This window comes from Porifericola rhodea, assembly GCF_030506305.1.
Lineage (GTDB): Bacteria > Bacteroidota > Bacteroidia > Cytophagales > Cyclobacteriaceae > Catalinimonas > Catalinimonas rhodea.
Map to the genome: position 1 here is coordinate 4,837,666 of NZ_CP119421.1, position 14,464 is coordinate 4,852,129.

Below are 14,464 nucleotides of genomic sequence, written 5' to 3' on the forward strand. Positions count from 1 at the left end.
AATCAGCAATCTCAGATAAATACAAATTACTAAAATAATTCTCAGGCTTTACACATTGTAATATTCTTATAACAATAAGAATTAATCTTAGACGCCAATTTAGTTTCTTTACATAAAATATTGTGTCAAATGAGTAGGTATCACCTGTTCTTTAATGCCTGACCATATGAAACACCTATATACATTAATAAGCATATTGTCATTTTCTATCTTCTTTCTAAGTATTGAAGGAAAAGCCCAGTCATCTTTTGAGATCTGCGGTAATGGTATAGATGATGATAACAATGGATTAATAGACTGTAATGACCCTGCAGCTGCCTGCGAGTTTTTAGGATATGACTGTAGTATGGAGACCGACTGCGGAAATGGCGTTGACGACGACGGCGATGGTTTTATTGATTATTATGACGGTGATTGCCTTGATGATCCTAATAACCCTAATGACTACATTACAATTAAACCAGATTGTGAGGCGCAACCCGTAGGAAACCAATTTGACATTGAAGTGTCTTGGCAATCTGGTAATCGTACCGCTGCTGCCTTCGGTATGCCTATGGTTGCTGATGTGGATAATGATGGAACACCCGAGGTAATTACTTTTAATAGTGTAGAAAATGACATCTATATACTGAATGGCACTGATGGCTCAATTGAAAGATCAGCAAGTGGAGACTTAACAAATGGTAGTTTATTTAGCTATCCTGCCGTAGGTGATGTAGATGGTGATGATTTTGGGGAGATATTTGTCTCTGATGTTAACGGATATATTAAAGCTTTTAATCATGATTTGACCAACTTATGGAAGAAAAGGTCAAGTTATACTATGCATGGCAGACAGCTAAACTTAGCTGATTTTGATGGAGATGGTAATGTAGAGCTTTATCAGGTAAACGAAATCCGCGATGCTGCTACCGGAGATGTTATAATAGCAGGCAGCCACGGTACAAGCAAATACCCCAGTGCTAATAATTGGGAGAGAGAACTAAACACCGCACCAGTAGCTGTAGATATTTTACCATCAAACTTTGTGGGATGTAATGATTGTGACGGCTTAGAGCTCGTGGTTGGTCATATTGTTTATTCAGTAGATATAGCTGGAAAAAAGCTTACCGAAAGGCTAAATATGAATAATGCTACAACTAAGCCTTCTGACTATCACTCTAATGGGTATTTTCCTAAGTCAGCAGGTTGGGCCGGTCAGTCTTGGAGTAGTACAAGTATTGTAGATTTCAATCAGGACGGATTTCTGGATGTAATCATAGGTGGTACTACCAAAAACTATTCTTCAGGCCCTACCACCATATTTTTCTGGGACATTCAGAATAGTGCGGTTAGGTCTTTTACTGTAGCCAGGGATGCTAATGGTATACATGGTGGAATCAAAGGTAATTTTCGTGACTTAAATGGTGGTACTTGTAATAATGGTGAGCAATGTACCTGGAGAAGAGGAGTAGGAACATTAAATATTGCCAATATAGATGCTGACCCAGAGTTGGAAATTACTTTTATGTCTGGTTCAAGCTTATATGCTTTAGATCAAGACATGAATCTTGAGTGGGCAAACCATGATGATTTCTGGGAGTCTTCTTCAGGATTTACCGGAACAGCGGTTTTTGATTTTGATGGTGATGGTCAGTCTGAAATTGTGTATCGTGATGAAATTGACCTATATATAGTTGACGGTACAACAGGTCAACCTGCCAATAACTTTCTTTCGGGGGTATTCTGTAGCTCACAGACACAAGGTGATTATCCTATCGTAGCAGATGTTGACGGAGATGGTGAAACTGAAATAATTGTTTCTTGCGGTAAAGTGGAAAATGATTTTCAGGATGCAAGTACTAATACGAGTGGATCAATAAGTCAAGGTCATATTAAAGTTTACAAAGCTGCGAACAATAACTATTGGGTGCCTGCAAGGCAGGTATGGAATCAGTTTACTTATTTTAATATCAATGTTAATGATGACCTAAGCATTCCTCGTGTACAGCAGGCTCATCATTTAAACTTTGCTCAGATATGTAATGACCCCAGTGCCCCTGCTTCATTTTCGCTAAATAAGTTTCTTAACCAATCTCCCCGAATTAGTTATTGTGGTCAACTAACCTTCCCTTCACCTAAGCTTGATTTTGATTCTGCCGGCGGAGTATTTATTACACCTCCTGTCTGCCCAGATAATCAGTTTGAGGTCAGGCTGGCTTTTCAGAATAATGGTGATGCTGATATTACAAAACCTGTTCCCATATCTTTCTATGGTGATGACCCTACTAGCTCCTACAGTAACACAGATGAAAGTCCATATCTGGAAACCATTGATATAGATGTTCCTGGTGGCATAAAAGTAGGACAAAAAGTAGATACAACCATTGTAGTAAACGCTCTGAGAGGCGCATTTACTTTATATGTATCTCTTAATGATATCGGTCAGAACGATAGTACTGGAGCGCCCATGACTAACGAGAATTTTTATCCGTTAACCAAACTTAATGGTACTATTCGTGAATGCGATGACACTCCAACAATCGTTAGTGAGACAGTAAACCCTCTTCCTTTTGCGGTAAAAGCTGTTAAGATCAGAGACAATAGAAATTGCCCTGGGGCAATTGCCGCTAATACTGGAGAGATAGAAGTACTTGCTCCTGATGATACCCCTTTCCCTTCATCAAGCTATGCCTTTACCTGGACTAACTTAGCTACTGGTGACGTAATAGCTAATACAGCACTCGTAACCGGACTTGATTCAGGTACTTATCAAATAGTTGTAGAAAACACTGATTATGGCTGTTTTGGAACTGCAGATACTGTTACTGTATTGCGTTTTGAAGAATGGCCAGATACCCAAACAATTACCCTTGAAGAGTTACAAGCTGTGTCAAGTTGCGACCCGGGAACAGCTGATGGTATTGCCAGAGTGCTCATAAACGGTGCAGTAGTAGATGAGTCTCAATACGAAATCGAATGGGAAGATGAACAACAAGCAGGAGTTTTGGCAGTAGGCGATACAGCAACCAACCTTAGACCCATCCTTTATAAGGTAACTGTTACTAACAAACTTACAGGTTGTTCAGATAGCGAAACTATTGATATGACAATGGATTTACCTGACCTGGATCCTAATCCAACCGTAAATGATAATACCAACTGTAAAAATCCTAATGGAAATGTTACTGCTCAGCTTAGCTCTGGTAATATTGCAAATTATGATTTTATGCTTATCCAGCTAAGTCCGAGCGAGGATACCCTATATAGTGCAAACCCCACTTTTAATGGATTAGCCGAAGGTATTTATGAGCTACGAGCTTATGACCCCACTACAAACTGTGGGAGGTATAGCAATGGTGTAGAAGTAGAGATTGACGACGTCTCTGATATTGATGACTTAACCTTAGAAGTTGTACAAGATCAAATTTCTTGTGAGGCACCTTATACAGGTCAGCTAAGAGCAAATATTGCAAATGCTTCTGATTATGACTTTGTATGGTATAGAGGAACAATTACGAGCGGACCTGGTGCAGTGATTGTAGGTAATGCTGCTCTTACTCCCGATACACTTAGTACCACTGACACTGATATATACACTGTCGTCGTTAGCCACACTTCCACCGGTTGTACAACTTCAGAGCAAATTCAGCTTCCTGAGAGTGCGGTATTACCAATTGCTGACGTAGCTAATTTTACTATAAGTCATCAGACTACCTGCTTACCAAATGCTAGCATTCAGGCAGTGGTAGCAAACCCTCAGGCAGGAGCTTCATATGTATATTATTTATACCAGGGAAGTACTGAATTGGCAAATAATACGACTGGTCTGTTTGAAAACCTGGGAGTTGGTCCATATGTGGTAGAAATTGAAAACACCACTACTTCTTGCATCTCTAACCCATCTTCTACTATTCAGATTACAGATCAGATCGCACCCTTTGGTGATCTGACTATTGACAAAACTCCAGTTACCAATTGCGACCCTGCTAACCCTGATGGTAGGCTAGAGATTGACATGGCAAACGGAAGTTCAAATTTTGAATTTAAATGGTTTATTGGGGTAGATACATCTACCGCATACAGTCCACAGCCTTCAACTCAATACGAACTGACCAATATACCTGCAGATGATTATGTAGTCAAAATATTTAACCCCGCTACAGGGTGTGACTCTTTAGTGTATACTTCACTTACTGATGTGTCTGCTGATTATCAGGATAGAATTACGGCCACAGTTACTCGAGACCAGGAGTTCTGCCACCCTAGTACATTTAGTGGAGAAATTGAAGCCAGTTTAATACAGTCAACTGCTGGTGGCCCTCCTAGTATTAGTGATTACACTTTTTATTGGTACGAAGGGCGCAAAAATGATGTAAGAAACGGTAGCGCAACTTTAATTACTGGTGAGAATAACGCTACAATAAGTGGACTTAACACAGGTTGGTACTCAGTACGTGCGGTAAAAAATGACGGTTCTACCTGTCATGCCCTTGATACCGCAGAAGTTAGAGTGGATGATGCGAGAGATTTTCCTATCACCAACATTGACCTGACAATCGTTAATCAAAGCTCATGCGATTCAAATGATCCAAACGGAGCTATTGAAGGAAGCGTGGGTGGAAATACTACAGATTATACTTTTACCTGGTATCAGCTAATAGGTGGTGTGCTAACAGACATTACCGTTAATAACTCTGGTGCTACATTTACTAGCAATGGTGTAGTAGATATCGGTGTAGGCGAGTACTATCTGGAGGTAGAAAACAAACTTACCGGATGTACAGGAGATACTACCATATATTTACAAGACAATATTATTAAAGGTAATGAAATTAAGCTTAATCTTAGTAGTGTAAATGCGACCTTATGTACACCACCCAATGGGGAAGCATTTGTAAGCTCTATTGACCTTTCTGAAGATGATGGGGCTACATTTACCCAAACGGATGATCCCGGCAATTATGATTATCAATGGTATTATGGAGAAGACACCTCATTACCTATCGATGTCGCGACAAATCCCACAGCTACATCTTCCAGACTTACAGGAGTAGAGCCTGGTATGTATACAGTAGAGGCTAGAAATAGAAACTCTGAATGTCTATCTATTGCTTATACCGTAGAAGTTAAAAGTGAAATTCAGGAGCAATTAGACTTTGACTTTGTGGAAACCACTCAGTCTGACTGTATTAATCCTGATGGAGGACTTAAGGTAACTAACATCACAGGAGGAGTTGGCCCATTCAGTTATCAGTGGTATAAAGGTGGAGATGATTCCTACCCCCTTACTGGAGAAGTAACTGACTCATTAAAGAATATTCGTTCAGATAAGTACATGATCAGAATTACTGATGCTGCTACCGGATGTTTTAAAGATTCAGTTTATGTATTACCTCCTGATCAGGGCATCACCCCTGTGCCACCAGCTACTTTAAGTACAGTAGATCATGTGACAACTTGTAACCCTGCTGCCTACAATGGTAGACTTGTAGCTGAAGTAGACCCTGCTGTATTGGCACTTCCTAATTTCTCAAGCCATACTCCGGATGATTTCTTCTACTATTGGTTTAAAGGAGAAAACCCTCAGTATCATGTTCCTAATGCATCACCTATAGATGATATCAGCAACTTTGATATCATTACAGCAGCTCCTTCTAAAGCAAATAATCAAGATGAAATATCCGGACTTGAGCCTGGGTTCTATACTGTAATTGTAGTAGATGCGAGAGATTACAATCTAACTAATGGTACTGCAGCCTTGGGTTGTCGTTCAGACCCTAGAACTTTTGAAGTAAGATCAATTGCTACTTCTCCGGAAGCAGTATTTACCACCAAAGCAGATACTTATTGCGTGAATGGAGATGGTGAAGTAACTATTACCGTAGGAAAACGCTCAACTGACAATACTACCTTCGGAGGTTATGAAATAGTGGATGCAACAATGAACAGTGTAAGCTTTTTTCCTTTCCCTGCTACAGTAAGCGAAACTGTAATTGATGATGCTGGTTTAGAGCAAACTACGATTCAACTAGAAAATCTGGAATCTGCCACTTACACATTCCAGTTATTTGATGAAACAACTGAGTGTGATACTATTATTACTGTAGATATAGCTGATAACAGTATCTCACCAAATATTACAGCAACTAATATTCAGCTTATCAATAAGACTGTATGCTCACCAGATAATGGAGAAGCTCAAATTATTGCAGACGCTTCTACAGATATTACAGATGTGACAGATTATGAATTTTACTGGCACAATACCGTACAGTCTACTTCAGCTGATATCATTAACAATGCTATTCACAATGGCTCCTCTGTCTCAGGTTTGAATGCAGGAACCTATTTTGTATATGCTATTGATAATACTACCGGCTGTATTTCTGTTCATCAGTCATTTGAAATAAAAGACGAGACTCCACAAACTCAGATCAGCATTACATCTAATGTACCTGATCGTAATTGCGATCCGGTGACTGGAGATGGAGTAATTACACTAAGCGTCTATGATGAAGATGATGATGGAAATGTAACCTACCCAACTGCCTATACCATCACTTGGGAAGACGAATCAGGTACCGATATCACTGGCCAATCTACTTCATCAGGTACAGCAGGTGGAACTCAACCAGAAACAAATACACTTTCAGGTTTATCTGCAGGCGTTTATATCGCAACAATTCTTAACAATGATACACAGTGTACTAAAATAATCCGCGATACAATTACTTATGAACCAGAAGCTCCGGACTTTACTGCCCAAAGTGCAGAAGTCATTCCTAACTCTAGCTGTTATGGTAATGGAAGCATCACTATTACTGAAATTGAAGAAAAAGGTACTGTATATATCCCTTCTGACCCTGAGTTTTCCAACTTTAGTTTTGAGTGGAGGTACAGTGATGATCTAACTCAAATAGTTGATGCAAGTAGTAATGCTATTACAACTAATACAGTCAGCGGTCTAAACCCAGGTACTTACTATGTCTACGTAACTAATACAGCCACCAACTGTAGTGAAAATCGCTTACAGCTTGTAGTAGATGATGAAAGTACTGAGACTCTTATATTCAAGAAGGAAATCATTGATTTTATAAGTTGTACTGGTGACAATGAAGGTGAGATTGAAGTTTTTGGTGGAGAATTTGACCCTGCCAACACCCCAGCATTGGGCTATAGATACGAATGGTCAATGCCTGATGGTTCTGCTATGCCTACATTCACAGTTTATAATGCGGACAGTAGTCGTATTAGCAATCTGGTTAATGGTACATATAAAGTGGTAATGACTAATAAATCTACTTTATGTAAAGATTCTGCTGAGTTTACCATTAACGAAAGAGTTTATAAACCGGTACTTTCACTTACCAAGCTGTCAGACCAAACTAATTGCTATGGAAATGGAGCTGCCGAGGTCTCTGCTGTAACATTAAGAGGAGATGTTCTTGACCTAAGTGACTTTGAATACCGCTGGTTTGAAAGTGATCTTACAACACAAATTACAGATCCTACTTATGGGCTGGATGCTAACTCAATTACCGCAGATAGTCTGGTTGCCGGAACCTATTACGTACAGGCATTTAATCCTACTACCGGATGCGAAACTTTACCAGTTCAGGTAACTATTGAAGATGAATCTCAACCTCTGATTGTAGTTTTAGATGATATCTCTGATCCTATTTTAGCCTGTGATCCATCTAATTTCCCTGAAGGAGAGATTGAAATAGAGGTAAGAAACAGCACTGATATTATTACAAGCTGGTATCGTGGTAACAGTATTGTTGATCCGGCGGATAGCATTATTGGATTTAATAATTCTTTGGAAATTGATCAACTTGTACCTGGAGCTTATACCGTTTGGGTAGAAGATACTCTAACTGGATGTAATACCACGCGTACCTACAATATTGAAGGTATAGAGGTACCTATAGTGGTCAGCACATCTACCGTCAATCTTAGTAGTTGTATACAACCTAATGGTATGATCGCTGCTAATATCAATGGTGGAAGCGGAGAGTACCTTATCAACTGGTACAGTGGTACAGGAAGCAATATGCAGCCTATCTCTTCTGCCACTAACAACACGCTTATAGAAGGTTTAGCTGACGGTACCTATACCCTGGTGGTACAAGATGAACGTGAGCCATACTGTCAGGCAGTTCATACTGAAGTAGTCATAGAAGATCGTCGTGGAGATGAAATCATGCTGGAAATAAACAACGACTTTCAAATGACTAACTGTGATGATAGTGTACCCAACGGACAGCTAAGTGTTGCTGTTGAAGGACAGCTTTCCAGATACAACTTCTTCTGGTACGATGGTACAGATACATCTGGTCAGCCTATCGCTGATGGCCCTGTGATAGCTGAACTTACTCCCGGGCAGTATACGGTATTAGCAAGAGATAAAGTAACTGGTTGTATTAGTAGAAGCTTTACTGGCGAGGTGATAGCTATACCTGATACTACTACTCTGCCAGCACCCGTGGTAAGTACTACGCCTATCACTCGTTGCGATGCGCCTAACGGAAGTGCTACAGCTGTTCTTGATAGCACTATGATAGATCCTAATGTAGATTACGAATACACCTGGATCAATAGTGAAGGAGAAGTTGCTTTCAGAAGCTCAAGAAGTAATACCGCCAACTTCCTGGCAGCTGGTGACTATACTGTTTATGCTACTAATGTTTTGACTGGTTGTAGTTCAGAAACAGCCTCATTAACTATAGGTGAAAATATTTATACACCTGAATTTGAGATAGTTTCTACGCCATCTTACTGTACAGAGTCTAACGGTACTATCCGTGTGGATTTTGTAGAGGCTATCAAGATTGTAGACATAGAATGGCTTACTCCGGATGGATACGCTTCAGGTTTTAACCTGATTAATCAGCCTGCAGGTTTCTATGAAGTCACTATTACTGACGATCAAGGGTGTAAGCATACCAAGACTGCCGAGTTAAAATCTGAAATACATGTTTACAACGGTGTTTCGCCCAATGGTGATGGGAAGAATGACAAGTTTATTGTCAGCTGTATTGGGCAGTATGAAAGAAACATTGTGAAGATTTACAACAGAGCAGGGGCCATAGTTTACGAAGAGCATGACTATGATAATGATGAAGTTTTCTTTGAAGGTAAAGGAAACCGAGGTCTGTACATTGGCGGTGCCGAGCTTCCAGAAGGAACATACTTCTACATAATAGACAAGCAGAATGGCGAAGAACCTGTATCTGGATATTTGGAGTTACTGAGATAATCAAGTGGAAGGCAGGGTTCTCCCCTGCCCTTTTCCTCAAACCATGTAAGTATGAAGAAAATTTACATACAAAAGTACTATCTGATATTGATCATCGGATTAATACTTTCCTTTCAATTTGAAGTTAAAGCGCAACAAAGGCCCATATTTTCACAGTACATGTTTAACGGGCTGGTATTAAATCCTGCATACGCTGGTAACCAGCCACAACTGAGTATTAGCTTTCTTCACAGAGATCAGTGGGTAAATGTTGAAGGAGCACCTAAAACAAATACACTTATTGCACATACGGCTCTTAAAGATAGGCCCGTGGGTTTAGGCCTCTTAATTTCAAGAGATAAAATTGGAGTGCATGATGACTATAGTATTTACGGAAGTTATGCATACAAATTGAATATAGGAATTGGCACCCTGTCTTTAGGGCTTCAAGCAGGTTTTAACTATATGGCTTCTGATTTTCGTAAGCTTTCAACAATAGATCAGAATGATGCTTTGTTTGCAGGCAGCGTTTCTCGTTTTAGTCCAAACTTTGGTACTGGCGCTTTTTTTAGTAACAATACTACTTATGCGGGAATTTCAATACCGTATCTAATTAATAATAAAGTGTATAAAAAAGAGGATTTTGTCAGTGAAGCAAAAGAAGCACGTTACTATTTTGTAACTGGAGGTCATGTTTTCACAGTATCTCCTACGCTTAAAATCAAACCCTCAGCACTAATTAGAGTACAGGAAGGCCAGCCTATGGGCGTTGACCTTAATACGAATGTGTTTTTACAGGAAGTTTTAAATATTGGTCTTTCGTACAGGAGTGGAGATGCTGCTACGTTACTCTTTGAACTTTTACTGAATAAGCATCTCAGCATGGGGTATGCCTACGACCATACGCTTTCACAAATCAGAAATTATACAGACGGTACTCATGAATTTATGCTAACATATAGACGCAGCCTGGGTAAAGGCCCATGCCACGCCTATTTTTAATAGCATAGTAAATAACTTAGTGTTTATCGCGAATAACCGTTTGATTACGATTAGGACCGGTAGATACTAAGTTAATTGGCACTCCTAGCTCGTCTTCAATAAATTTAATATATATCATAAGCTCATAAGGAAGCTTGTCAAAGTTGTTGGCACTATCTAATGAAGTCCCCCATCCTTTAAAGGTTTTGTATACAGGAGTAAGCTTAGTGTCACAGATATCATAAGGTAACTGGCTACTTATTTCCCCATTCTCAAGCTCATAATGAGTGCAAATCTTGATCTCTTCAAAGTCATTAAGTACATCTGCTTTCATCATAAACAACTCAGTAACGCCATTTATCATTACGGCATACTTGAGAGCGGGCAAATCCAGCCATCCACACCTTCTGGGGCGTCCTGTAGTAGCACCAAACTCGTTACCGTTTTTTCTAAGAAGCTCACCAGTCTCGTCTTCCAGTTCGGTGGGGAAGGGACCAGAACCTACGCGAGTACAGTAGGCTTTAAATATTCCCAGCACATTGCCAATATTCTTAGGTGCAACACCCAGGCCAGTACAGGCACCTGAAGCAATTGTCGTGGAACTGGTAACAAACGGATAGCTACCAAAATCAACATCAAGCAATGAGCCTTGTGCTCCTTCTGCTAATATTGTAGTACTTTCGTTAATTTTCTCGTTGATTAGATATTCGCTATCAACAATATTGTATTTTTTTAGCAGTTCAATTCCTTCAAAGAATTCAGCTTCCTGCTCGCTCATATCTTCAACTGCATCAAAGTAAGATAGCTTTCTGCGGTGCTCCTCTACTAACTTATCATAGCGCTGCTTAAAAGTTGGTGAAAGAATATCCCCTACCCTCAAGCCATGACGGCCTATTTTATCCTGATAAGCAGGGCCAATTCCCTTTAAAGTAGATCCGATTTTATCTTTCCCTTTAGCTTTCTCTAATGCAGCATCCAACATACGATGAGAAGGAAGTATAATCTGCGTCTTTTTAGAGATAAAAAGGTTTTTGGTTAGGTCTAGATTAAAAGGTTTGAGCCCTTCAATTTCTTTTTTGAATATGATGGGGTCTAAAACAACGCCATTTCCAATAATATTTACTATGTCCTGTCTAAAAATTCCAGAAGGTATTTGGTGCAGTACGTGCTTAATATTGTCAAACTCAAGCGTATGACCCGCATTTGGCCCACCTTGAAATCTGGCAACCACCTTATATTTGGGCGCCAGATAATCTACAATTTTACCTTTTCCTTCATCTCCCCATTGGAGTCCAAGCAGTACATCAACTTTCATTAGATCTTATTTCATGAAACATTAAAAAAGGTGTTGACGATTGTTGTCAACACCAAAGTTAAGGCTAAAGTAATATAAATACAGCGATGTTTAACTAGATTTTTCAGTATTTGCGATGTCACTACCTGCTTCAGGTTTGTTAACGCAGTTATCTTTGTTACAGCTACCATAAAGAATTAGTGAATGATGCTGTACCTGATAATCTAATAGTTCGCCTACCATTTTTTGAATATTGTAAATACGAGGGTCACAGAACTCAACTACTTTATTACAATCCGTACAAATTAAGTGGTCATGTTGCTTGTATCCATAATTCTTCTCGTATTGGGCAAGGTTTTTTCCAAACTGATGTTTGCTCACAAGATCGCACTCTACCAGTATATCAAGCGTATTATACACAGTAGCACGACTAACCCGATAGTTTTTGTTTTTCATACTGATGTAAAGAGACTCCACATCAAAATGGCCATCACGAGAGTAGATTTCCTCCAAAATAGCGAATCTTTCTGGTGTTTTCCGGTAACTTTTTTCTTCCAGATAATCTACAAAAGTGTCTTTAACTTTTTGAAATATGTCTTGGTTGAGTGCCATAAATTAGAATTGCTCCTAGATTACAAATATAGAATTTCTACACGTTAAGACAGGCAAATAGACAGATTATTGTTAAAATCAAAATCAGTCAGAGTCAAAACGGGTTACTTTCACTACGCCATTTACCTTTTCCAGTTTCTTGATCAACGTGTCCAGATGAGACCTGTCATGCACATACAACATGATGTTACCTTCAAAGATTCCACCCTCAGTATCAATTGATAAGGAACGCATATTTACTTTAAGCTCTGCTGAGATTACCTTGGTAATATCATTTATTAAACCCAAACGATCGGTACCAATTACTTTAAGCCCAGATAAGTAAGCCAGCTCTTTACGTGGCATCCACTTCGCCTGAACTACCCTATAACCATAATTAGCCATGAGTTCAGGAGCATTAGGACAATTTGTACGGTGTATTTTGATGCCTTCATTAACTGTTACAAAACCAAATACATCATCACCCGGTATAGGATTACAACACTTAGCCAGCTTGTAATCCAGGATATCCATATCATCACCAATCAGCAATAAGTCCTGAGACTCGCCTTTTATTTTGGATACGGTACGTGTAAATGACTTAGCATCAGAAATTTTAGCTTTGGAAGTGGTACTTTGCTGCTCCAGCTCATCTTTAAATTTCTTGATGGATGTGGCTGGAATTACCCCCTCTCCTACCTGAAAATATAACTCAAGAGGGGTCTTAACTTTAAAATAGCTAGTTAGTTTCTCTAAGTTCTCACTATTAAAGGCTATTTTTAGTTGCTTGAGTTTGCGTTTAATAATCTCTTTACCCTCCGTAGCAGCTATTTTTCTTTCTTCTTTCAGAATTTCTTTGATCTTAGACTTTGCTTTAGAGCTTACCGCAAACCTGAGCCAATCCTGGTTGGGTCTCTGCTTGTTAGAGGTGAGAATCTCTACCTGATCACCATTTGAAAGTATATAATTAATAGGAACCAGCTTTTGGTTTACCTTAGCTCCTAAGCATTTAGCTCCAATCTCTGTATGTATATCAAAAGCAAAGTCCAGAGCAGTGGCACCACGTGGCAAGGTCCTCAGCTCACCTTTAGGTGTAAATACAAATACCTCTTCGTTAAAGAAATTAGAGCGAAAATCATCTACAAATTCTACTGCAGACTCATTGTTTTCACTTTTAGCCTGCTCCAGTATTTCTCTGACTTTGGCTATCCAGTCCTCTAAACCTGACTGTCGGTTGGCACTATTAGGAATATCTTTATACTTCCAGTGGGCAGCATAACCTTTTTCGGCAATTTCATCCATCCTTTTAGTTCGGATCTGCACCTCTACCCACTGTCCACCAGGACTCATTACCGTTGTATGCAAAGATTCGTATCCGTTAGATTTAGGGGTGCTAATCCAGTCACGTAGCCGTTCCGGGTTTGGATTGTAAAAATCCGTAATAACAGAATAGATTTTCCAGCAGGCCGCTTTTTCTTCTTCCAGGGGCACATCCAGTATAATCCTGATAGCAAAAAGATCATAAACCTCATCAAAAGGTATATTCTTTTTCTGCATTTTATTCCAGATAGAATATATGGACTTAGGCCTCCCTTTAATCACAAAGTCAAAGCCTTGTTTATTCAGCTCTTTTTGTATCGGGTCTATAAACTTCTTTATAAACTTACGGCGTGCGTCTTTGGTAGCGCTAATGGCAGTTGCAATCTGCCTGTACTTTTCGGCCTGAGTAAATTTTAGGTTTAGATCCTCTAGCTCCGACTTAATTGCATATAGTCCCAGGCGATGTGCCAATGGAGCATACAGGTAAATGGTTTCAGAAGCTATTTTAAGCTGTTTATTTTTAGGCATGCTGTCCAGCGTACGCATATTATGCAATCTGTCAGCCAGTTTAATCAAAATTACCCTTACGTCATCCGAAAGGGTAAGTAGCATTTTTCTAAAATTCTCTGCCTGCTGCGAACTACCATACTCAAATACACCCGAGATTTTGGTAAGCCCATCTATGATACGAGCCACTTTGCTCCCGAAATCGTGCTCAATATCTTCCAACTCAATATCTGTATCTTCTACCACGTCGTGCAGTAGAGCGCAAATTATTGAGGTTGTACCCAACCCTATCTCATTTACACAAATTTCTGCTACAGCTAATGGGTGATAGATATAAGGCTCACCGGACTTCCGGCGCATATCCTGGTGAGCTTCCATAGATGTGTTGAAAGCTTTTTTGATCTGCTTGGCATCTCCATCTTTAAGATAGGGCTTTGCCTGCCTTAGCAATCTGCGGTATCTTCTTAGTATTTCTTTTTTCTCCTCGTCGGTGTTAACTACCAGCATAGAATCCTGCGCCATACAGCACCAAGTTTTTTAAGTAATTGAAA

At 39.6% G+C, this 14,464-nt stretch carries 5 protein-coding genes; 2 read left to right on the plus strand and 3 right to left on the minus strand.

Translation table 11 applies throughout. The features are described 5' to 3' along the window. The first annotated feature begins 166 nt into the window (after window positions 1-166). Together PZB74_RS19830 and PZB74_RS19835 are read left to right on the plus strand one after the other, a co-directional pair. Window positions 167-9,241: a T9SS type B sorting domain-containing protein gene (locus tag PZB74_RS19830; protein WP_302238918.1), complete on the plus strand. Its 9,075-nt coding sequence runs from the start codon at window positions 167-169 to the stop codon at window positions 9,239-9,241. A gap of 51 nt (window positions 9,242-9,292) precedes the next feature. After that, entirely contained in the window at window positions 9,293-10,222 is a 930-nt protein-coding gene (locus PZB74_RS19835) for a PorP/SprF family type IX secretion system membrane protein (protein WP_302238920.1), read from the plus strand. Window positions 10,223-10,238: 16 nt separating this feature from the next. Here the strand turns inward: PZB74_RS19835 and PZB74_RS19840 are convergent, their stop codons facing one another. The 3 genes from PZB74_RS19840 to PZB74_RS19850 all read right to left on the minus strand — a co-directional run bounded on the left by PZB74_RS19840 (window position 10,239) and on the right by PZB74_RS19850 (window position 14,420). Beyond that, entirely contained in the window at window positions 10,239-11,516 is a 1,278-nt protein-coding gene (locus PZB74_RS19840; RefSeq protein ID WP_302238921.1) for an adenylosuccinate synthase, read from the minus strand. A 90-nt stretch (window positions 11,517-11,606) separates the two neighbouring features. After that, window positions 11,607-12,107: a Fur family transcriptional regulator gene (locus tag PZB74_RS19845; RefSeq protein WP_302238923.1), complete on the minus strand. Its 501-nt coding sequence runs from the start codon at window positions 12,105-12,107 to the stop codon at window positions 11,607-11,609. Window positions 12,108-12,191: 84 nt separating this feature from the next. After that, the gene (locus tag PZB74_RS19850; protein WP_302242842.1) at window positions 12,192-14,420 is read right to left on the minus strand and encodes a RelA/SpoT family protein; all 2,229 of its coding nucleotides are present in this window, start codon (window positions 14,418-14,420) and stop codon (window positions 12,192-12,194) included. Window positions 14,421-14,464 lie beyond the last annotated feature (44 nt).